Below are 23,973 nucleotides of genomic sequence, written 5' to 3' on the forward strand. Positions count from 1 at the left end.
AGGTTGGACAAGAAAAATTACAGTGTATTTAAAAATACAATTTTTACACACAAATACATATTGCAGGATTACAAAGTTAAGTATTTGCTTGGCGCAGTTATAGTTGTATTATCCAATATATTTACAACCTTTATGTTAACATTGTTGCCAGCATACGCGGTAAAATTATTGACAGAAGAAAGTAGCGTTTCACAGATTTTATTAAAGTTAACATGTTATTGCTTGATTTTGTATACTGTAACAATTTTCTACAAAAGAATTGAAATAAGTTTAAATAATGAAGTAGACACAATACGGATGTTTAAATGTTTGGATTATTATGACAATATCATGATGACAAATTATCAGAACATTGATACTTCAAAAGGCAGAGAAATTTTTAATGCAGGAATCGATTCATATATGGACGATTTTCATCAAGGTTTTACTCACATGATATCAGACTTTAGAACTTTATTGCAAGGTATATTAGGACTTATTGTGTATTGTATTTTTATTGCGAAAATAAACATTCTGGTTTCAGTGATTTTAATACTTGTATCGTCCATTTCCGTTATTGTTAATATTTTAGACGAGAAGTGGATAAATAAAAATAAAGAAAAATGGTTCAAAATCGATACAAAATTAAAATATTTATCTAGAGAGTCAATTTCTTTAAAAAATGCCAAGGATGTACGATTACACAACATCAAAAATTGGTTTATGGATACCTTTGAGTATTTAATTGGTCTAAGACAAAAATGGTCAGAGAAGGAGCTTAGAATATATTATTTAGTTAATATATCAGAACGAAGTTTAGCAGCAGTAAAATATGCTATTGCTTATTTTGTTGTATTTAACAAAGTAAAAAGCGGGTTAGATATAAGCCAATTTATTATGGCTATAGGGTTGATTTTAGGTGTTAACGGTTGGATAACAAGTATATTTGACAGCATAAAATATTTACAATTAAATAATGTAACTGTAAATAATTCAAGAACTGCTGTAGAAATGGATGATGTTAATTCGGAAAACAATGATGGGTTAAGTAATACGTATAAGCAAATACCAAAAGAAAAAACACATGAATTAAGATTTGAAAATGTATCATTTTGCTTTCCAGGGAGTAAAACAAAAACATTTGATAAGTTTAACTTGACAATTCATAGGGGGGAAAAACTTGCCCTTGTAGGTGTTAACGGAGCAGGCAAAACTACACTTGTAAAGCTTATATGTGGATTATATAAACCTACTGAAGGAAAAATATATTTAGACGGTGTAGATATAAGCACATATAAAAGAGAAGATTATTTTAAAGTAATTTCTGTTGTATTTCAAGACTTTCAAGTACTAGCTTTATCAATAGCAGAAAATATATCCGGCTGTATTAAGGAAAAAACCGACTATGATAAGGTTAATAAATGTATTGAATTGTCAGGGCTAAGTGACAGGGTGGGTAAACTTACAAACGGAGTTAATACAAATATGCTTAAAGAACTTGACGATGATGGTGTAGTTTTTTCAGGAGGACAAACTCAAAAGTTAATGCTTGCTAGATGTTTATATAAAGATAGTCCTATAATTATTTTGGATGAACCAACTTCAGCACTTGATGCATTGGCGGAAAGTGAGATGTATGAAAAATACAGTTCATTAATAAATGATAAAACAAGCGTGTTTATTTCCCATAGATTAAGCTCAACAAAATTTTGCCACAGAATCATTATGTTAAACCACGGAAAAATTATTGAGGAAGGGACTCACGATGAGCTTTTAAAAAAGAACGGAGAGTATGCAAAAATGTTTAATATACAGGCCTCTTATTATAAGGAGGAGGAGCCAAAAGTTGTTTGATAAAATATTGAAAAAGTTTGACTATCATAAAAATGGTTTTGAAGGCTTAAAAATGATTCATAAGATAGACAGAAGTATTATACCGCTATGTATAATGCAATCTTTTCTAGCTGCACTTTTTCCATATATAGAACTTTACATCTCAGCGTATATGATAGATGTAATTATAGCTAAAAATTTTGTAAAAATACCATTTTTGATTACAGGTTTAATAATATCTAATTTATTGATTGGTTTATTAATAGACCTTTTAAACAATACAAATAAGTATAAAGCAAAGTATGTTCAGAGAAAAATGGTTATGTTAATTAAGAAAAAGGCATTGGAAATAGATTTTGACATCATGGAGGATACTCAAGTGTTACAAAAAATATCTAATGCAGAATATACTATGGAGCATAAAGGAGGTTATGATGCATTTATAATGTATTACAGACAACTACTTGAGGCAATATTCAAAATCATAACATCTGTTTCCTTGGTTATATTATTATGTTTTATTGCTCCTTCAAGTAACAGTCATATAATTAATGTATTTGCTTCTATGCCGTTTTCCTTGGCTGTACTAGTAGTTTTAACTGCATTTAACATGAAATTCAATAAATACGTAGCAATAAAATCGAATAACCACAGTGCAGAACTATTTAAGAAAAAAATGATAGTTGAAAGGAAATTTGACTATTATACAGATCATGTATTCTTAAATTATTCCAAGGGAAAGGATATAAGAATATTCAATATGTTTGAAATGATTCACAATAATTATAATAAGCATATGCATGAAGCAAAAAAATTTTATGATATGTTTTATTATGAAAAAATTAAAAATAAAGAAACCTGCAATCTTCTAAGTAATTCAATTTATATGTATGTTGCATACATTATTGTGATTTTAAAGGTATTAGCAAGAAGCATTACAATTGGTGAACTTACAAAATATATAGGTGCTATAAGTATATTTAATACTGCGGTTATAAGCATAATTGATGTTAATCAGCTTATAAAGCTTCAAACTGAATTTATTAAAGTATTTACTGAATTTATTAATATGGATAATAAAAAACAAACAGGATCATTACAAATAGAAAAAAGAAAAGATAATGTATATGATATTGAATTCCACGATGTATCATTTAAATATTCAAAAACTGACGATTATACGCTTAAACATGTATCATGCAGATTAACTGTAAAAAATAAAATAGCTGTTGTAGGAAAAAATGGTGCAGGTAAAACTACATTTATAAAGCTGCTATGCAGACTATATGATCCAACAGAAGGGTATATAACTTTAAATGGCATAGATATAAAGCAATATGATTATGATGAGTATTTATCAATGTTTTCTGTTGCATTTCAAGATTTTAATTTGTTTGCATTTCCTGTACGTGAAAATGTTGCAACCAATAGAAATGTGGAAGATGATAAGGTATGGAAATGTTTAAGCTTATCAGGAATAGCTGACAGGGTGAAAGAAATGCCACGAAATATAGAAACTAATTTATATAAATATGATGAAGATGGAGTAGAAATAAGCGGTGGAGAAGCTCAAAAAATAGCAATTTCAAGAGCCTTATACAAAGATGCTCCTTTTGTTATACTTGATGAACCAACATCAGCACTTGATCCAATTAGTGAATTTGAAATTTATTCAAAATTCAATGAATTAGTGGAAGATAAGACAAGCATTTTTATATCACACAGAATGAGCAGCTGTAGATTTTGTGATGATATCATTGTATTTGATAGTGGCAAAATTATTCAAAGAGGTAACCATAATACCCTTATCAAGGATGAAAAAAATGTTTATGCAAGTTTGTACATGGCACAGGCAAAATATTATAAAACAGAAACTGAAAGTTATGATTTTTCCTGACAAGAACACAGGAAATTACTAAAATAAGTTGCATATAGATAAAAGATAATATATAATTTACATATAATACAAATATTTAAGAATAAAGGTGATATCATGAAATTCTTGACTACAGGAGAAAAACTAAAAAGACTGAGAACTCAATTAAATTTAAAGCAAGAAGATTTAAAAAGTGAAAATGTAACTAGAGGTCTCATAAGCATGATGGAAACTGACAAAAGAGATGTAACTTATTCTACAGCATTAAAACTTTCTGAAAAATTCAATGAAAGAGCTGAAGAACTTAATATCATTATGAACATAGATGAAGCTTATCTTATGCGTTCTCCAAAAGAAGATGCAAAATTATATTGTTTAAGAAAACTTAAAGATCCTGAGATGACAAGGGATGAAGTTGATGAAATTTTTGAAATAATTAAGGAATTTGAACTTATAGAGGTTAAAGCAGAGGCATATTGCAAACTTGGTGAAATTTGTTTTAAAGAAAAAGATTTTGAAGAGGCTTGCAATAATTATCAAAAAGCCAGAGAAATATACATAAAAATTAAAAAGAATGAAAAATTAGGTTATGTTTATTGGAGAATGGGTTTTTGCAAGGCAGAATCTCTAAAGTATGATACTGCAATTGAATATTATCAATTAAGTCAATATTACTGTTCTTTGTATAAAGATTCTGAAACAAAAAAATTGTGTTTATATTCTTTAGCAATGAGTTATAGGAGATTAGATAAAATAGATTTAACATTAGAAACCATCGAACAATTCTTATCTTTATGCGATGAAGTAAAAGATTATAGATTATATGTATTTGCTTATAACACAAAAGCAACCTGTTATAATTCTATAGGTGAATATGATAAAGCAATAGAAATATATAAATTTTTACTTACTAAAATTTTAGATGATAAAAGTATTCTGTTAGGATATGTGTATAACAACTTAGGATTAAATTATTGTGCCAAAAATCAATTTGAAGAAAGTATAAAGTATTTCGAAATGGCTGAAAAAATTATAAGTGAGATGGATAAAGAATTATTATCACATACTATTATAGAAAAATCCGAGGTTTTATTAAAACAAAATCTTATTGATGAAGCAATAAAAACAATAAAGCTAGGTTTGAAATATGCAAAAGAATATAATGATTTAGAGTATTTATTAAAAGGTAATTATTTATTAGCAGACATATATAATAAAACAAATGACAATGAAAATTTAGAAAAAGTCTACCTTGATATTGTAGCTTTATTAAAACCTACTAAAAATACTGAAAAGTTTAAAGAAATTTATAATGATTTAGCACTTATGTATTTAAAACAAGGTAGAACAGATGCATGTGAACAATATTTATTGTTATCAAAAAACTTAAAATAAATGGAGGTATCACTATGAAAAATAAAATATTTAAAACCATGACTTTAGGTTTAGGATGTTTAATGTTAACTTTAACAATATCTGCTGGTGTATTAAATAATAATACGAAAAATACAAATACGAACAAAAACTCTTATATATTTCATGTTGATATGGAATCACCAAACGGTTAATTAAAAAACATATTAAAAAAACCATATAAAATGATGTTTCATTCATTTTATATGGTTTTTTTAGTTATTTGTAAAAGCACAATAAATTTGCTAGAATGAAAATAAGGCAAAAAATTTCTTTTATTGCTTTTTTTATAAACATAGTGTAATATTTATATAGAACAGTAAATAAATATTATGGCGGTGAAAAAATGAAAGATAAAAAAATGGGTATGTGTATAACAGGTATTACTGTTATTTTATTTATAATAGACGCTGCAATTTGTTTTGTAGAAAGAGATATAAAAGGAATAAATATGTTAGTTATTTGTTTCTTATGTATTGTAATTGTAATTGTTTTTGAATATAAGAAGTTCTCGAAAACTAGAGATGATAAAAATAAAAAAATATAGCATGGTCATCCACACTATATTTTATGATAAAAAGTAAAACTAAATATAAAATATTTAAATTTTGCTTTTTGGGAAGGCACATAAATTTAATAATATTAAACTAAAGTTGTTCCATTTATTACTCTATTATAATTATCAATTGCTACCAAATTTTTAACTTTAATGTTTTCAAAGGATTTGCCCCTGTTTTGAGTGTAAAGCATATCTGAAAAAAGGTTATAGAAAAAAGTAGTAGGTACGTCACTTACACCACTAAAATCAAGAACTATAGTTTCATTACCTGAAGTCTTAAAATTGCTTTTTAGTAAAATTGCATCAGCACATGTGAAGTTTTCACCAATAACGTTTTTTACATTAATCACTTTTTCCATAATAAAATCCTCCTAATAACTTTTAATATTTTAATAACTGTATTACTTCTATGAAACTATTATATAACAGATACAACTGATTGTCAAACTTTTAACAATAAAATAACAAAAAATTTTTTAAAAAAATATGCAAATATTTGAAAACGAATTCAAAGAAACAGCATTTATTAGGTTAAATTTTGTTAATAACTTGATTTATTTTTCCATTTAGACTAAAATTTCAATTAGTGAAAACTTTAAAAACTTATATTGGAGGTTACATACATGGAAAATAATTTAAAATTGGATTTAAAAAATACTAAACCATATCTTAAGGAAAATGAAATTGATAATTTAAAAGCACTTGTAAACACAGCACACGACACACTTCATAATGGAACTGGTGCAGGAAATGAATACATAGGATGGATTGATCTGCCCGTTAATTATGATAAAAAAGAGTTTGCTAGAATAAAAGAAGCTGCTAAAAAAATAAAAAATGATTCTGATGCTCTTATAGTTATAGGAATTGGTGGATCATATTTAGGAGCTAGAGCAGCTATCGAAATGCTTTCACATTCATTTTCTTACAGTATAGATAGTGAAACTAGAAAAAACCCTGAAATATATTATTGTGGAAATAACATCAGCTCTACTTATTTAACAGATTTGTTAGAAGCTGTTAAAAATAAAGATATATCTGTTAATGTTATATCAAAATCAGGTACAACAACTGAGCCTGCTATAGCATTTAGAGTATTTAGAGAACTTCTTGAAAAGAAATACGGAGTTGAAGAAGCAAGAAAGAGAATATATGCAACTACAGATGCTGAAAAAGGTGCATTAAAAACTTTGGCTGATAAAGAAGGATATGAAACATTTGTTGTTCCAGACAATGTTGGTGGAAGATTTTCAGTATTAACAGCTGTTGGCCTCTTACCTATAGCAGCTGCAGGAATAGACATTGATAGCATGATGAAAGGTGCTGCTGATGCAAGAGAGGTTTATTCAAATCCTGATATAACAAAAAATGAATGTTATCAATATGCAGCAGCAAGAAATGCACTTTACAGAAAAGGAAAAACAATAGAAATAATGGTTAATTTTGAACCAGCACTACATTATTTTGGTGAATGGTTAAAACAATTATTTGGAGAAAGTGAAGGAAAAGATAATAAGGGAATATTCCCAGCAGCAGCAGATTTTTCTACTGATCTTCATTCAATGGGACAATATATACAAGAAGGTTTAAGAAATATATTTGAAACATTTATAAATGTAGAAAATCCAAGAAAAGAACTTACTATTGGAACTGATGCTGAAAATCTTGATGGATTAAACTTCTTAAGTGGAAAAACAGTTGATTTTGTTAATAAGCAAGCATTTAGAGGAACTGTTTTAGCACATAATGATGGAGGTATTCCAGTAGTAGTTGTTAACGTACCAGAGCTTACACCTTATTATTTCGGACAGCTTGTTTATTTCTTTGAAAAAGCTTGTGGAATAAGTGGGTATTTACTTGGTGTAAATCCATTTAATCAACCTGGAGTTGAAGCATACAAGAAAAACATGTTTGCTCTTCTTGGAAAGCCTGGCTATGAAGATTTAAAGAGCGAATTAGAAGCAAAACTTTAAGATTAACAAAAAAAATAACATCCTGCCTCTAGGGGCAGGATTTTTAAGATGGTGATTAAATTTGAGGATAATAGTTGATGCAGATGCCTGCCCAGGAAGAGATCTAATAGAAAAAGCAGGAAAAGAAAACTCTGTTGAAGTTATAATGTATTGTGATATTAATCATGTATTAAAAAGTGATTACAGTACTATTATTTATGCAGACAGTGGATATCAAAGTGTTGATATGAAAATAGTAAATGCCGTAAGAAAAGATGATATTGTAATAACTCAGGATTTTGGGGTGGCAGCTATGGTTTTGCCTAAAAATGCCTATGCAATAAGTCCTAAAGGAAATGTATATACGGATGAAAATATAGAAAGACTACTTTTTGAAAGACATATAAGTCAAAAGGTAAGAAAAGGTGGAGGAAAAACCTCAAATCCTAAAAAAAGAAAAAACGAAGACAATCAGCGTTTATATGATTCATTAATTAGGATTATTAATGAGATTTCTCTTAAGACATATTAAAAATTGTTATATAACACACTGACACTTATACCTTCTGCAAAAAACAATCCATTATGTGTACTTATAGGGTTATTACTAATACCATATTTGTTTCCTATAAGATTCCAATTGCCAGAAGGTAGTTTTATTTGCTCAGAATATTTGTTAGCATTATAAATTACAACTATATTTTTAAAGGAATCCTCATTAACTTTATTTCTTATAACAAAAGCAACGGTATTTTTAGAAGGTATAAATAAAAATTCAATACTGTCTTTTATTTCATTAAGGGAACTTAACCTAAAAGAAGGATGATTTTTTCTTAAATTTATAAATGATTGTGTATAGTTAACAACTTCCTCATACTTGTCTTTTCTGTCCCAATCAACAGAATTAAGAGAATCTGGTGAGTCAAAAGAGTTATCAAGTCCATTTTTAGTAACTAAAAATTCTAAGCCGGAGGAGAGCATAGGTACACCTTGAGAGGTAAATAAAATTCCGATTGCAAATTTTACTCTGTCTATTTTTTCTATCTCGGATTCAAGGCTGTTTGTAAAATTTAATTTGTCCCAAAGGGTGTTATTGTCATGACAAGTAATGTAATTTATGCTTTGTGTTGGAGAAGAAAAAGGACCACTTATGAAATCAGAATATTTAATGCAGCCTGTAACTGCAAGCATTACCCCATTTTCAAGCCCTTCCTTTCCATTTATGAAACCTTCATCGTATCTAGAAAATACACTTCCTTTTAATAAATCTCTAGTTATATCATTAAAGAAACCTATATCGGGCATATCTAATGAGTTAGATATGATTGCTTTCTTTTCTTTAGGAAGATTTGTACCAAGATCCCAGCCTTCTCCATAAACCATTATATTTTTGGGTAGTTTATGCTTTATAGTATTTATAGTATCAATGTCATGAATGCCCATTAAATCGAATCTAAAGCCGTCAATATGATATTCCTCATGCCAGTATAAAACGGAATCAATGATAAATCTCTTCATCATAAGGTTTTCAGAAGCAGTATCATTTCCACAACTAGTACCATTAGATAAAGAACCATCATCATTATACCTGAAATAATATCCAGGGAAAATTAATTCAAAATTACTTTCGTTAACATTAAAAACGTGATTATATACCACATCCATGTTAACGCAAATACCATTTTTATGAAAGGAATAAATCATTTCCTTTAACTCTTTTATCCTACAACAAGGATTGTATGGATCTGTAGAATAACTGCCTTCAGGTGTGTTATAATTTTGTGGATCATAACCCCAATTGTATTTAATGGGGTTTTTTTCATCTGTGCTTTTAAAGGAGAAATCAAACATTGGCATTATCTGAACATGAGTTATACCAAGATTTTTAAGATAAGCAAGGCCTGTTGGTCTCATATTGTGTGTATGGGTGTTTTCCTCAGTAAGACCTAAAAATTTTCCTTTATTATTTATAAATGAGTTTGGATTTATACTAATGTCTCTTACGTTTAATTCGTATATTATGGCATCAGTATAATTCTCATATTTAGGGGATACATCTTTTGAGAAAGAAGCAGGATTTGTATCTTTTAAATCTATTATAGCACCTCTTTGTCCATTTATCCCTACAGCTTTGGCATATGGATCAACAACTTCATTAACGTTATTGTATACATCTACCTCATAGGTATAGAAACTTCCTTTTAAATCTTTATTAACACGTGCAAACCATATGCCATGAGCTGTTTCTGTCATTTTTATCCTAACTCGAATGGAACTTAAATCTGAAGCATCACCATCTTTATATAGTAGTAGACTAACTGAAATGGCAGCAGGAGACCAAAGCCTAAAGTCAGAATAACTTTCATTATAGTCAAGGCCAAGAGTATCTAGCGTAAAAAAACGACCATTAAATTCTTCGGAAGAAAATAGTTTAAAATAATCACAATTGGTAAAAATATTATCATTATAATATAAGGTAGATTTATATTTTATATTTATCTCCTCTGACAATAGAAGAGTAATTATGTTATTATTATTATAATGAAAATTAATATTTATATATTTATTGCCATTTTTTAAATAAAATTGTGTTGAATTAAAATCTGATATATTATCTACAACGCAGTTTACAGTTTTAAAATTGATTATAGATGCTTTAAATATATTCAAATTAAACCCTCCTGTATTTTAGAAGAATGAACGATTTTGCTTCAAACTCCGCATATTTATATAAATATAGAAAATTCTGATATATATGTCTATAATTATATTAGTAGAAAAGAAAAGAAATGTAAATAAAAAACTTGTTACAGATAATGGAAATATAGTATAATGAAAAAAGATTATAATAACAGGGGATGAAGATTTATGAATGAGTTTGAAATTAAATTTAATATAGAAAGTCCTCAAAGTTCTAATGATGAGATTGTAATTTGCGTTGGAGATATATTGGAGGAGGGCCTGCTGTATAAATACTTTGTTGGATTAGGTGGAAAATGGAATCTTTTAAAAGATTTTTCTAAGGACACAGAAGTAAAATGGAAGCCTGAAGAAGATGGTATTTACACTATAATGATACAAGCACGTAAAGAAAATGAAAATAAACCTTTTAATTATCTAAGCAAAACTCAATATACAATTGGAAATATTAAAGACAAATTTACGGAACAGATAATTTTAGATAAAAAAGAGCTAACAGTAGGAGAAAAAATAACTGCTAAAGTGGAAACTTCGGGTAAAGGCATGTTATTTAAATATGAAATTAGGCAAGATAATAATTGGATACTACTTAAGGACTACAGTGCTGACGATATGATAACGTGGACAGTAACTAAAGTAGGAGAACAGGAATTAATTGTACAGTGCAAACAGATGGATTCAAAGGAAAAATATGATTATATCGAAAGCATACAATTTAACGTACTTCCTATAGATAAGATTGAAATAAGTGACTTTAGATGCCTTACAGAAGAGTTATTAATGGACACGGAAATTACATTTGAAGTGGATATAAAATATGATGATAGCAGACTCGTATTGTATAAATTTGTTAAAATTGATGCAGAGGGACATGCTGAATGCATACAAAATTATTCTACAAAAAGAAGAGTAAGTTACATAGAGAAAAGTTTTGGAGATTTCAAAATTTTATGTATGGTTAAAGATATGTACTCCCCTGCAGAATATGATGAGAGAGCAATAATAGTATATAATGTGAAAAAATATAGAAAAGTTAAGGTTAAGAGTTTTACTACGGATGTTTCCTCGCCACAATCCACTGAAAGTGAGATAAATTTTAAAGCAATAGTTAATGGCGGAAGAAATCTTTTGTATAGATATGTCATACAAGGACTGGAGAGTAAGGATTCTGGATATATAAAAAAGGACAGTTTTACATGGAAACCTAAGGAAGCAGGTGCCTATAAAATCACACTAATGGTTAAGGACGCAGCCTATGAAGGTGACTTTGAAGATAAAGCTGAGATGGATTTTGATATTGATGAAATTAATTATGATCCAGTAGTTATAAAAGAAATTATAAAAGACAAAAAATCTAAACTTTTAGTTGGTGACACTATAAACATAAAGGCTATAGCAGAAGGTGGAAGTGACCTTAGATATTCATTTAATGTAAAAGATGCAGAAGGAAAATTAGAAAAAATATCTTATGGAACATGTAATTGGGTTAATTACACTGCTGAAAAGTCTGGTGCTTATGAACTTGAGGTTAGAGTTAAGGACAAATTCTCTAAAAAAGAATATGATAGCCATAGCTTTGTATATCTAGAGGCACTTAATTACATACCAGCAAGTATTGATTATATACTGTTACCTTATAACGATCATTATATGGTAGGCGATAAAATAGAACTTACTGTTATATCGGAGAATACAAGAAATGTTATAAATAAATATACACTGAAAATAAATGATAGGATAGTTGAAGAAACTCAATATATAAGTGATACAAGGTATATATTTACACCTAAATTTGCTGGATTTTACGAAGTTGAGATATTCACAAAAAATAAAGGTAGCGACAAGATTTTTGATTGCAAAAAAAATGTAAAGCTTAGAGTGTTTGATGCGTTACCTATAACTAATACTTCAATAGAATGTGATAAACTTAAGATAATTGTCAATGAAAGTATTAATTTCAGCGTTTCTTGTGATGGTGGAAGAGAAGTTGGATATGAGTTTTATTTGTTTGAAAATGGTGAATGGAGTCTTGTACAAAAATACAGTAGAAAAAGTTATTATACATTTATACCATTCAGCACTGGATATTATAAGATTCTTGTTTTAAGTAAAAGCCAATTTAAAAAAATTGCATATGAAGATTATACTATTTTGGAATTTGAGGTAGAAAAATAGTAATAATAATTGTATAATTAAAGAATATGAATAAAATTTTATAGCAAAAAGTAGGGTGAGTTTATGGAAACAAATAATGTAACGAGTACACTTCAATTAGAGATAATGAATGAAATGCTTAAAATTTTATCTCAAAATAATTCATCAAGTGAAAATAACTCTGATTATAATTCAGATGACTTTAATAGTGTTCTTGAAAGTGCATTAAGTGGTAGCCAAACTGAGAATCAAAATATTGATTTAAGCAAACTTCCGCCACTAAAAAGTAGAGATGCTATTAATACAGATGTTAAATATGATGTTAGTGTAGGAAATTTAAGCATAGATCAAGCAGTTGACAATGCTTCAAAAAAATATGGAGTAGATAAGAATCTTATTTTGGCAGTAATAAAACAAGAGTCTTCCTTTAATCCAAATTCTACATCTGGAGTTGGTGCCATGGGACTTATGCAGTTAATGCCAGAAACTGCAAGTGAACTTGGTGTAAAAAATGCTTATGATGTAAATCAAAATGTAGATGGAGGAACAAAATACCTAAAAAGTCTTTTGGATACGTTTGGTAATTACAAAATGGCTGTAGCTGCATATAATGCTGGACCAGGTGCGGTTCAAAAAAGTGGTGGGGATATTAGTAAACTTCCTAGTGAAACTAGAAACTATGTTACTAAAGTTTCAGGTTATTATAATAACAATACTAATGTTTAGCTAATTTAACGGAAAGGGCGGAATTCTTCCATCTTCTATGAGTGGGAAGATGGATAGCCCTTATTATTTTTTATGTACGCTTATCCCTTTGTTATTTCAGCAAAGGGATATTTTAATTATATAAGGAGATGTGAAGATTATATGGAAAGATTAGATAAAGTATTATCAAACTCTGGTTATGGCTCAAGAAAAGATGTGAAAAAACTAGTTAAGTCAGGAAAAATAGAAGTAGATGGCATAAAGGTTAAAAATAGTGATGTTCAAGTTGACATAGAAAAAAATAAAATACTGGTTAATGGAGAGCAAATAGTATACAAAAAATATGTATATTATTTAATGAACAAACCAGATGGTGTTGTTTCAGCTACATTTGATAATTATGATAAAACAGTTATAGATTTGTTAAGTGAATTTGATGCCTCATTTGCCCCTTTTCCTGTAGGCAGATTGGATAAAGATACTGTTGGACTGCTAATACTTACCAATGATGGAGAGTTAAATCATAGATTAATATCTCCCAAATGGCATGTAGATAAGGTATATTATGCTGAAATTGATAAGGCTGTAGAAGAAGATGATATTGCAGCTTTTAAGCAAGGTATAGAGCTTGATGATGGGTACAAATGCAAACCAGCAGTGCTTGAAATAATAGAATCTGATAATAATGGAGCTAAAGTTAAAGTTACAATTCAAGAAGGTAAATTTCATCAAGTAAAAAGAATGTTTATAGCAAGAGGGAAAAAAGTAGTTTATTTAAAAAGAGTGAAATTTGGAAAGATTTCATTAGGAGAAGATCTAGCAGAAGGAGAATATAGAGAATTGTCTGAGGCTGAACTTGAAATTCTAAAACAAGTTTAATGTAATTATAAATTTATAAATATGTAGGATAATTTATAAATTATGAATGTATTCATGTCATAAAATATTAAATATAAAATTATTTTTGCAAATGGGACTTGCTTTTTTTCTAATAGTTATATATAATATCTTTTGTAAGATAAATAAAGAGAAGAATAGCCCCCTTTTTATTTATTATAAACAGCTCTGCCCCAAGGGCTGTTTATTTTTTATATAAAATTTGCAGGTAAAACACCATAAAATTAAAATTATGAAATTTAAATTGCATAATTGGATATTATAGATTTAATTTAGAACAAAATGGATTAATAGTGTAGAATATAGTTATAATTAATGTTAAAATTTATATAGTGGTCTTTAAAGAGGAGTGAATTTTAATGGCAAAATTTGAATCCAAACTAGAAAATGAAAATGCAGATTTATTATGCGACGCTATTTTAAGCTTAAAGACAAGAGAAGAATGTTATAGGTTTTTTGAAGACATATTTACTATAAATGAAGTTAAAGCAATAGAGCAGAGATTACATGTAGCTAAAATGTTAGTTGAAAAATATACATATTCAAAAATAGGTGAAGAAACTGGAGCCAGTACGGCTACAATTAGTAGAGTAAATAGATGCCTTAATTATGGTAGTGATGGATACAAAATAATTTTAAAAAGATTAGGCATAGATGAAAAAAAATAAAATTAATACATAAATAATGAAATTAAAACGAGATATAAATTTTGTATCTCGTTTTTATATTTCTTGAAAATAAAATTTCACTTTAGCATTGGAAATTTCCAAACCTCCGTGAACTATTTCGAAATTCAGTTGGAGTCATACCTCTTTTAGCAGTAAATTGTTTTATGAAATACGTATCATACTCAAATCCAGTAGCACGCGCAATTTCGTTTAAGTTCATACCTGTATGTGTTAGAAGACTATCTGCAACATTTAAACGATATGACAATAAATATCCAATTGCTGTACATCCGTATAAATCCTGAAACATTCTATTTAGTGACACACGATTAAAATGAGCACAATTGTGTTAAGTCTTTTAAACTCATTTTATCAGAATAGTTTGTATGTATATATTCTAAAACTAAATCAACAGGTGATTCTTCATTATGGCGGCTTAACTCTTCAAGTAACCCCAATATTTGTATTAGGTACTTTTTTATTCTACATACCCAAAGAGAATTACTTTGTGCATATACTTCTGTTCCCATAACAAAAAACCATTCATATAATTTTGGATAAACCTTCTCAGTTATAGAATATACTCCAGTATGAATATTATATTTTTTAAATAGCGAAAGACCTGTTTCTATTTTTAAATTGCTTGACATATATCCACTGGTTTCAGAAAAGTGAGCTGTATTAAAAAAGTCAGGATGAAAACAAAAGGACTGTGAAGATAGATTGTACTTTTTAGAAACCTGTATTTTGTCATCCATATTTAAACAAAGAATACTTGGAGCCACAATTTTTATGGGATGATTATTCAATTGTAAATCAATGCTTACATTTGTAATAAAAATTATGGTGAAGCGATTTTTATAAGGGAGCTTAATAAAATTTTCAGTAGCAACAAATTCAATATATACAGTTCTATTCTTGTGGCGGTCCATTTGTGGCATAAATATTCCTCCATTAACAAATAGTATAGTTTAAAGTTTCAGTTATCACATTGTATCACATTTCTATGATGATAAACTATTACTAATAACTGAAAATGTTATGTACAATAAGCTTATATGAAAGGGGAATTATTATGTCTATTTAACGCTTCAATATCCAAGTATTTGATAAAGTACTTGATGATTTAAAATACAGGCTGGGGCATGTACGCTGGCCTGATCAGCTAGAAGGCTTAGGTTGGGAACGAGGTACAGAAATAAATTATTTGCAATTACTGGTTTCATATTGGTGCAAACAATTTGATTGGCGTAAACAAGAAGCCGAATTAAACCGCTTTTCTCAATTTCGTTGCAATGTGGATGGGATAGATGTTCACTTCATACACCAGAAGGGTAAGGGACCTAATCCTATGCCAATTATCCTTACTCATGGATGGCCTGACAGTTACATACGCTATCAGAAAATCATCCCGCTTCTTACTGATCCTGCAAGTTACGGTGGTGATACTAAAGACTCTTTTGATGTAATTGTCCCTTCACTACCTGGATTTGGTTTCTCCAGCCCTTTTAAACATAGTGGTATGAACAATTATCGTGTTTCTGAGCTTTGGGCAAAACTAATGACTGAAAAACTTGGTTATAGTAAGTTTACTGCTGCAGGCGGAGATGTTGGGTCTGGTGTTACAAGATATCTAGCATTAAATCATCCAGAACTTCTAATGGGAATCCACATAACAGACATCGGTATCATTAGGGATCTAATGATTTCTCAGGATAATGCAAAACTTTCAGAAGAGGAATTAAACTACAGGAAAAGTGCCGCAGAATGGATTCCCAATGAGGGAGGTTATATGTCTATTCAATCCACAAAACCACAGACCATTGCATACGGACTTTCTGACTCACCAGTAGGTTTGGCTGCGTGGATTATTGAAAAATTTCGTGGATGGAGCGATTGCAATGGTGACCTAGAGCAAAAATTTAGCAAAGATGAATTACTGACTAATATAATGATCTATTGGGTTACAAATACCATAGGATCATCAGCGCGTATATATTATGAAAACATGCATTCCTTGCCCGCAATTGGACGTATAGATGTACCAACAGGCATAGCTCTTTTTCCTGCTGATATATTGTTACCACCCAAAGAATGGGCTGAACGCAATCTGAATATCACTCGCTTTACTACAATGCCTAGAGGTGGACATTTTACTGCCATGGAAGAACCTGAACTTCTAGCTAAAGAAATTAGAGCATTCTTCAGACCATATAGAATCAAAAACAAAAACCAATAGTAACTAATCAGCTCAGTAGTTATTTTCAAATCTCTTTCTGCTTGTTATTGTAATGTTTTAAAAACAAGCAGAAAGAGCAATTGTTACGTAAGTAACTTCTCTCACTTTTGACGGCCTTGGCATCGTCAAAGCTTTCATCTAGCTGAAGGCTTTCTTTAATCTTTTCATAGAGTTTTAGCTATGATGAAAATCTTTAACCCTTACTTCGCAATCCCTTAATCTTAATATTAAAACTCTACTTATTAAGTAAGCTAATAAAAAATATGATATAATAATTTCTGTAAATATTTTATACTGTGAATATAAAATATCAAAAGGGATATTAATTTAATATAGATGTATAGTCTAGGGTTATACTAGGAGGAAACATAATATGGATTTAGAAAAACTATTAAATACCGAACAATATAAGGCAGCTGTTGCAGTTGATGGACCATTACTTATTTTAGCAGGAGCCGGATCAGGAAAAACAAGAGTACTTACATATAGAATTGCACATATGATAAAGGATTTAAACGTATATCCATCTCAAATATTAGCAATAACTTTTACAAATAAAGCAGCCCAGGAAATGAAAGAGAGAGTAAGAGCATTAGTTGGAAATGAAGCAGACAGTATGTGGGTTTCAACATTTCACTCAAGCTGTGTAAGAATACTTAGAAGAGAAATAGACAAATTAGGTTATAACAGAAATTTTACAATATATGATGGTGCAGATCAGAAAACACTTATAAATCAATGTATTAAACAAGTGGGAATAAATGATAAGGACATAACAGATAAAGAGATAATTTCAAAAATAGGAGATCAAAAAGATAAACTTATTTCAGCTCAGGAATATAAGATTAAAAATGAAAAAAACTTTAGACTTAATAAAATAGCTGATGTGTATCTTCTATATCAGAAAAAACTTAAAGAAAACAATGCTTTGGACTTTGACGATTTAATATTTAAAACGGTGGAACTTTTTAGAAAGAATAAAGAGGTTCTAGAGTTCTATCAGAGAAAGTTTAAATATATAATGATTGATGAATACCAAGATACAAATAAAGCTCAGTATGAATTTGCAAGACTCCTTGCAAAAGAACATAACAATCTATGTGTTGTGGGAGATGATGATCAATGCATTTACGGCTGGAGAGGAGCAGATATAAGAAACATCTTAGATTTTGAAAAGGACTATAAAGATGCCAAGGTAATAAAACTTGAAGAAAATTATAGATCTAAAGGAAACATACTAAAGGCTGCAAATGGGGTTATAAAAAATAATCCTCATGAACATTTTAAAACTCTTAGGACAAGAAGTGAGGATGGAGCAAAAATTAAAGTTTATAGAAGTTATTCAGATATGGAAGAGGCACAGTTTGTTGCAAATGAGATAAAAAAAGGACTAGAGAGTGAAAATAAAAATTATAGAGATTTTGCAATACTATACAGAACTAATGCTCAATCTAGATTATTTGAAGATGTGTTCATGAAAAGGCATATACCATATAGAATAATCGGTGGTTTAAAATTCTATGATAGAAAAGAAATAAAAGATATAATGGCATATTTAAAACTCATATGTAATCCACTAGATAACATAAGTTTAAAAAGAATCATAAATGTACCTAAAAGAAGCATAGGTAATACTACAGTTGAAAAAATAGAAAAATTTGCAGATGAAATTGAAGAATGTCTCTACAGCTCACTTTTAGATGCACAAAACATACCAGGATTAACGGCTAGAGGTGTGTCTTCTATAAATAAATTTATAAGTATAATAAATAGTTTTATGATACGAAAAGATGAAATAAAGATTTCTACATTAATAGAAGAACTTTTAGAACAAACGGGTTATTTAAAGGAATTAAAAGATTCGGATGATTTACAAGATGCTACAAGAATAGAAAACATACAGGAACTTGTGTCAGCAGCTGTAGATTTTGAAAATAGTTCTGAGGACAAGTCACTAGCAGCTTTTCTTGAAAAGACAGCACTTGTGGCGGATGTAGATAATTATGATGAGGATGCGGATACAGTTGTTATGATGACGGTGCATAGCGCAAAAGGACTTGAATTCCCGGTGGTATTTATGGTTGGTATGGAAAACGGAATATTTCCGGGAACAGCATCACTTGGCAATCTTACTGAAATGGAAGAGTCAAGAAGACTTGCATATGTGGGAATTACAAGAGCAAAAGAACAATTATTTATGACCTCTGCGCAGACTAGAATGGTTTTTGGAAGAACAGTTGCATATGGTGAATCTGATTTCATATTGGAAATACCAAAGGAGCTTAGAGAACAAATCACATTAAATGAAAAAAACAAAGGAGCAGGTGTAAGAAAATTTAGCACTATAGGGAATGAAAGAGGTTTTAGTGAATTTTCACAAAGAGACATCCCACCTAGAAATATTACTGCTGGTTTTGAACAAAAAAAATCTGAATCAGTGCTAGATTACAATACAATGAGTGCTGCAAAAGAAGTAAAAGTGCTTAGTGAAGATGAAGCAGTTATTGGAAGAAAAGTTAGACACTCGAAATTTGGTGTTGGAACTATTGTAATGGTAAATAAAAAGGAAGGAAAAGTAAATTTAACCATTGCTTTTCAAAACATGGGTATTAAAAATTTAAGACTTGATTTAGCACCTTTGGAAACTATATGAATGGAGTAATTTTGTCATGGATAATAAATTAATTAAGATGGAAGAATTAATTAAGGAACTTAATAAATATGCATATGAATATTATGCTAAGGATAGTCCTACAATTTCAGATGCACAGTATGATAAGAAGTATGATGAACTTAGAAAAATAGAAGAAGAATCAGGGGTAGTATTACCATATTCACCTACAGCAAGAGTAGGTGATGTAACACTTCCGGAATTTAAAAAGTATACTCATAAGGGTAGACTTTGGAGCCTTGATAAAGCACAATCACTAGAAGAAATTATAGAATGGCACAATAGAAATGTAAAATTTATAGAAGAATATAATTCTTCTAGTGAGGAGAAGTTGCCTAAACTAAAATATATAATAACCAAGAAATTTGATGGGCTTACAATTAATTGTACTTATGATGAAAATGGAATACTTATAACTTCAGCAACAAGAGGGACAGGTGTTACTGGAGAAGATGTTACTATGCAAGCACGAACAATAAAAACATTGCCTCTAAAAATTGATAATTTTTCCACTATAGAAGTACATGGTGAAGCAATAATGACAAGGGAAGCTTTTGAGGCATATAACAGCACAGCAACTGTTCCACTTAAAAATTTGAGAAATGGAGCTGCTGGAGCACTTAGAAATTTAAATGTGAAAGAGACCGCAAGAAGAAATCTTTCGGCATTTTTTTATGATGTAGGTTACAACCAGGGTGAACCTTTCAAAACTTATAAAGAAATGATGGACTTTTTAATTGAAATGAATTTTCCTGTAGATAGGTATATAAAAGAATGCACAACTATAGCTGAAATAGAAAAGGAAATAGAATATATTAAAGAAATAAGATCAGATTTAAACTATGATATTGATGGTATAGTAATTGCAATAGATGACATTAAAACCAGGGAACTTCTAGGATACACAATAAAGTTTCCTAAATGGGCAATAGCGTTCAAGTTTGAAGCAGAGGAAGCAACGACAAAATTATTAAAGGTTGAATGGAATGTAGGTAGAAGTGGAAGAGTAACGCCTACAGCACTTTTAGAACCAGTTGAATTAGCTGGGGTTACAGTTAAAAGAGCAACGCTTAACAATATGGATGATATTGAAAGAAAAGGCGTTAAGATAGGCAGTAATGTTCTAATTAGAAGGTCTAATGATGTTATTCCGGAAATAATGGGAGTTTCAGAAAACAATCCTGATGAACAGGAAATAGAAGCACCTAAAGTTTGTCCGTCTTGTGGAAGCGAACTTGTACAAGATGGTGTTCATTATTTTTGTGAAAACACTTTATCCTGTAAACCTCAAATGGTTAAAAGCATAGTTCATTTTGGAAGCAGAGAAGCAATGAATATTGAAGGGTTTAGCGAGAAAACTGCTGAGCAGCTCTTTGAAAAGTTGGATATAAAAGCAATAACTGACTTATATAAGCTTAAAAAAGAGGAGCTTTTACAGCTAGAAAAGTTTGGTGACAAAAAGGCACAAAATCTTTTGGATTCAATAGAAAAAAGTAAAAACCCAGAATTAGCATCATTTATATATGCACTGGGAATACCAAATGTGGGAAAGAAAACAGCACAAGATATAGCTAAAAAGTTCAAAACACTTGACGGCATAACAAATGCTAGTTTTGAAGAACTTATTTCCATTCAGGATGTTGGAGAAATAGTGGCAAATAGTGTTTTAGAATTTTTTAAAGAGGATAAAATAATAGATAGTATTAAAGAACTTCTTCAAGTTGGTGTAACACCACATTATGTGGAAGAGGAAATTGTGGAAAATGAATTTATTGGAAAAACAATAGTTGTAACAGGAAGTCTTGAAAATTTCAGTAGAAGTGAAATAAAAGACAAAATTCAAAGTCTTGGAGCTAAGGTATCTGGTAGTGTAAGCAAAAAAACTGATTATGTTCTTGTTGGTAAGGAACCAGGTTCGAAATATGACAAAGCATTAGAACTTGGAGTTAAAATTATCACAGAGGATGAATTTAACAAAAAAATAAAGAATTAGAAATCATTTGTTCAATAAAACTGTTTACAAATTGTAGAAAATGAATTAATATTATTTTTAGAGCGAAATAGGAGGATGTAAAATGAGAAAAACAGTAGATGCTTTAGGGTGGGTATTTGTATCACTTACGATGCTAACTTTAATCTTCACAGTGCTTTCTACATACATATATGTTCGACAGATAACTTATTTTAATTCATATAACACGCTACAAATATGTATTGTTATTACAATGATTACCTGGGCAATAAAAATGAACATTGATAAAAAAGAAAGATCTGAAAACAGAATGTGTTCTGTTGTATGCACATTAATTGCAGCTGGAGCTATGGTGTTTATTTACCTTGGTGTATTTTAACAGTAGTGGATTGAATTTTTTATTCTTATATTGTATAATTTACTTAAATTTAAGAGAGTATTATGATAGGTTACCAATAAGGTAGCCTATTTTGCTATGAGTAATGCCTATTAAAATGATATAATATATTGTATAATTTAATATGTTAATTTATTTCAGGTAAAGAAGAGAGGGATAATATGTCAGTTTCAAAGAAAGATGTTGAATATGTCGCAGAACTTGCAAGACTTAGCTTTACAGAAGATGAAAAGGAAGAGCTAATAGGAGATCTTAACAGTGTTCTAGGTTATATAGAAAAACTAAATGAGCTTGATACTAAGGACACAGATATAATAGTAAATCCTTATTATATTGAAAATAAATTTAGAGAAGATGAAGTTGAGCCATCATTAGAGCTTAAAGCTGTTTTAGACAATGCACCAGACAAATTAGAAGAGTACGTTATAGTGCCAAAGATAATTGAGTAAAATACACAAAAAGATTAGCAGTTAATGATAAAGGGAGGTTAAAAAATGGAATTACATAAGCTTAAAGCTCATGAGCTAAAGGACCTTATAAATAATAAAGAGGTAAAAGTAGAAGAAGTTACAGAATCTTTTTTTAATAGAATAGATAAAGTAGATGACAAAATTGGAGCATATCTATACAAAGCAAAAGAAGAAGCTATAAATAGTTCTAAAGAGTTAGATGCAAAGATTGAAAGTGGAGAAACGTTGCAAGGGCTTGGTGGAGTACCTGTAGCAATAAAAGACAATATAAGTGTAAAGGGAATGCAAAATACATGTGCGTCTAAAATATTAGAAGGATATGTCTCTCCTTATGATGCAACTGTAACACAAAAGATAAAGGATAGTAATGGAATAATTCTTGGTAAACTTAACATGGATGAATTTGCAATGGGCTCATCTAATGAAAATAGTGCTTTTAAAAAAGCAGTTAATCCTTGGAATGTAGAGTGTGTTCCAGGAGGATCGTCAGGAGCTTCAGCAGCAGCAGTTGCAGCTTTTGAAGCACCACTTACACTTGGAACTGAAACAGGAGGTTCTGTAAGGCAACCATCTTCTTTTTGTGGAGTTGTAGGATTAAAGCCTACTTATGGCAGAATCTCAAGATATGGAGTTACAGCTTTTGGATCAACACTTGATCAAGTTGGAACAATAGGAAGAGACGTGGAGGATTGTGCGCTGTTAACAGGAGCTATTGCTGGTGTTGATAAGATGGACTTTACTACAGTAAATACAGGAGTACAAGATTACAAAAAGAGTTTGATTAAAGATATTAAAGGTAAGAAAATAGGTATTCCAGAAGAATATTTTGGAGATGGACTTGATGATAGTGTTAGAAAGTGCATCGATGAAGCAATAAAGGTTTTAGAGGACAATGGAGCTATAGTTAAGAAAATATCACTTCCGCTTACTGAATATTCACTAGCTGCATATTACATAATTTCTTCAGCAGAGGCTTCATCAAATCTTGCTAGATTTGATGGTATAAGATTTGGTCATAGATCTAAAGACTCTAAAGATGCAGTGGATATATACATGAAATCTAGAAGTGAGGGTTTTGGTAAGGAAGTAAAGAGAAGAATAATGCTTGGTACTTATGCTTTATCAGCAGGATATTATGATGCTTATTACAAAAAGGCGCTTAAAGTAAGAAATTTAATAAAGCAAGATTTCGTAAAAACTTTTGAAGAATTTGATGTCTTAGTATCACCAACATCACCTTCAACAGCCTTTAAATTTGGCGAAAAAACAAAAGATGTACTATCAATGTATTTATCAGATATATACACAGTACCAGTTAATATTGCAGGACTTCCAGCAATTTCAGTACCTTGTGGTTTTGCAAACAATCTTCCTGTAGGACTTCAGTTCATTGGGAATTATTTCAGAGAAGATGTATTGTTTAACATGGCGTATAGTTATGAAAAATCAACAGACTGGCATAAAAAGAGCCCTGTAATAGAGTAAGGA

At 29.8% G+C, this 23,973-nt stretch carries 19 protein-coding genes and 1 pseudogene; 17 read left to right on the plus strand and 3 right to left on the minus strand.

Features of this window, described 5'->3' with window-relative positions; translation table 11 throughout:
* Positions 1–3: 3 nt before the first annotated feature.
* From B8978_RS16155 to B8978_RS16170, 5 genes are all read left to right on the plus strand, one after another.
* Positions 4–1,833: an ABC transporter ATP-binding protein gene (locus tag B8978_RS16155; protein ID WP_084117340.1), complete on the plus strand. Its 1,830-nt coding sequence runs from the start codon at positions 4–6 to the stop codon at positions 1,831–1,833.
* Complete coding sequence (locus B8978_RS16160; protein ID WP_176212733.1) at positions 1,826–3,709, plus strand: ABC transporter ATP-binding protein; 1,884 nt, start codon at positions 1,826–1,828, stop codon at positions 3,707–3,709. Before B8978_RS16155 ends, B8978_RS16160 begins: the two co-directional genes overlap by 8 nt.
* Before the next feature lie 96 nt (positions 3,710–3,805).
* Positions 3,806–5,083 (plus strand): tetratricopeptide repeat protein, encoded by a 1,278-nt coding sequence (locus tag B8978_RS16165; RefSeq protein WP_084117342.1) that lies wholly within the window; start codon positions 3,806–3,808, stop codon positions 5,081–5,083.
* 14 nt (positions 5,084–5,097) lie between these two features.
* Positions 5,098–5,256 carry a hypothetical protein gene (locus tag B8978_RS19960; protein ID WP_176212734.1) on the plus strand — a complete coding sequence of 53 codons (159 nt, stop codon included), beginning with the start codon at positions 5,098–5,100 and terminating at the stop codon, positions 5,254–5,256.
* A 191-nt stretch (positions 5,257–5,447) separates the two neighbouring features.
* Positions 5,448–5,648, plus strand: coding sequence for a hypothetical protein (locus tag B8978_RS16170; RefSeq protein WP_084117343.1), 201 nt, complete (start codon positions 5,448–5,450; stop codon positions 5,646–5,648).
* A 95-nt stretch (positions 5,649–5,743) separates the two neighbouring features.
* Here B8978_RS16170 and B8978_RS16175 read toward each other — a convergent pair whose 3' ends face one another.
* Complete coding sequence (locus B8978_RS16175; protein ID WP_084117344.1) at positions 5,744–6,019, minus strand: STAS-like domain-containing protein; 276 nt, start codon at positions 6,017–6,019, stop codon at positions 5,744–5,746.
* A gap of 264 nt (positions 6,020–6,283) precedes the next feature.
* On the opposite strand from B8978_RS16175, the gene B8978_RS16180 reads away from it, so the two are divergent.
* Positions 6,284–7,633 carry a glucose-6-phosphate isomerase gene (locus B8978_RS16180; protein WP_084117345.1) on the plus strand — a complete coding sequence of 450 codons (1,350 nt, stop codon included), beginning with the start codon at positions 6,284–6,286 and terminating at the stop codon, positions 7,631–7,633.
* Between the two features lie 61 nt (positions 7,634–7,694).
* Positions 7,695–8,144, plus strand: coding sequence for a YaiI/YqxD family protein (locus tag B8978_RS16185; RefSeq protein ID WP_084117346.1), 450 nt, complete (start codon positions 7,695–7,697; stop codon positions 8,142–8,144).
* On the opposite strand, the gene pulA is transcribed toward B8978_RS16185, so the two are convergent.
* Positions 8,141–10,282 carry a type I pullulanase gene (gene pulA, locus B8978_RS16190; RefSeq protein WP_084117347.1) on the minus strand — a complete coding sequence of 714 codons (2,142 nt, stop codon included), beginning with the start codon at positions 10,280–10,282 and terminating at the stop codon, positions 8,141–8,143. The two genes, B8978_RS16185 and pulA, sit on opposite strands and share 4 nt — an antisense overlap.
* Positions 10,283–10,480: 198 nt before the next feature.
* On the opposite strand from pulA, the gene B8978_RS16195 reads away from it, so the two are divergent.
* From B8978_RS16195 to B8978_RS16210, 4 genes are all read left to right on the plus strand, one after another.
* Positions 10,481–12,487: a triple tyrosine motif-containing protein gene (locus B8978_RS16195; RefSeq protein ID WP_084117348.1), complete on the plus strand. Its 2,007-nt coding sequence runs from the start codon at positions 10,481–10,483 to the stop codon at positions 12,485–12,487.
* Positions 12,488–12,550: 63 nt separating this feature from the next.
* Complete coding sequence (locus tag B8978_RS16200; RefSeq protein ID WP_084117349.1) at positions 12,551–13,192, plus strand: lytic transglycosylase domain-containing protein; 642 nt, start codon at positions 12,551–12,553, stop codon at positions 13,190–13,192.
* 141 nt (positions 13,193–13,333) lie between these two features.
* Entirely contained in the window at positions 13,334–14,050 is a 717-nt protein-coding gene (locus B8978_RS16205) for a pseudouridine synthase (RefSeq protein ID WP_084117350.1), read from the plus strand.
* Between the two features lie 377 nt (positions 14,051–14,427).
* On the plus strand, positions 14,428–14,736 hold the full coding sequence (locus tag B8978_RS16210; RefSeq protein ID WP_084117351.1) for a YerC/YecD family TrpR-related protein: 309 nt from the start codon (positions 14,428–14,430) through the stop codon (positions 14,734–14,736).
* Between the two features lie 82 nt (positions 14,737–14,818).
* Here the strand turns inward: B8978_RS16210 and B8978_RS16215 are convergent.
* Positions 14,819–15,677: pseudogene (locus B8978_RS16215) on the minus strand (helix-turn-helix domain-containing protein).
* 155 nt (positions 15,678–15,832) lie between these two features.
* Here B8978_RS16215 and B8978_RS16220 point away from each other — a divergent pair.
* The 6 genes from B8978_RS16220 (at position 15,833) to gatA (ending at position 23,970) form a co-directional block, all read left to right on the plus strand.
* Positions 15,833–16,975 (plus strand): epoxide hydrolase family protein, encoded by a 1,143-nt coding sequence (locus B8978_RS16220; RefSeq protein WP_242950582.1) that lies wholly within the window; start codon positions 15,833–15,835, stop codon positions 16,973–16,975.
* A 373-nt stretch (positions 16,976–17,348) separates the two neighbouring features.
* Positions 17,349–19,628, plus strand: a complete 2,280-nt coding sequence (gene pcrA / locus B8978_RS16225; protein ID WP_084117352.1) for a DNA helicase PcrA — start codon at positions 17,349–17,351, stop codon at positions 19,626–19,628.
* Positions 19,629–19,644: 16 nt separating this feature from the next.
* Complete coding sequence (ligA, locus tag B8978_RS16230) at positions 19,645–21,639, plus strand: NAD-dependent DNA ligase LigA (RefSeq protein ID WP_084117353.1); 1,995 nt, start codon at positions 19,645–19,647, stop codon at positions 21,637–21,639.
* 82 nt (positions 21,640–21,721) lie between these two features.
* Positions 21,722–21,997 (plus strand): hypothetical protein, encoded by a 276-nt coding sequence (locus B8978_RS16235; protein ID WP_084117354.1) that lies wholly within the window; start codon positions 21,722–21,724, stop codon positions 21,995–21,997.
* A 179-nt stretch (positions 21,998–22,176) separates the two neighbouring features.
* Positions 22,177–22,464: an Asp-tRNA(Asn)/Glu-tRNA(Gln) amidotransferase subunit GatC gene (gatC, locus tag B8978_RS16240; protein ID WP_084117355.1), complete on the plus strand. Its 288-nt coding sequence runs from the start codon at positions 22,177–22,179 to the stop codon at positions 22,462–22,464.
* Between the two features lie 45 nt (positions 22,465–22,509).
* Positions 22,510–23,970, plus strand: a complete 1,461-nt coding sequence (gene gatA / locus B8978_RS16245; protein WP_084117356.1) for an Asp-tRNA(Asn)/Glu-tRNA(Gln) amidotransferase subunit GatA — start codon at positions 22,510–22,512, stop codon at positions 23,968–23,970.
* Positions 23,971–23,973: the final 3 nt, after the last annotated feature.

The organism is Clostridium acidisoli DSM 12555 (genome assembly GCF_900176305.1).
Classification (GTDB): Bacteria; Bacillota; Clostridia; order Clostridiales; family Clostridiaceae; genus Clostridium_I; species Clostridium_I acidisoli.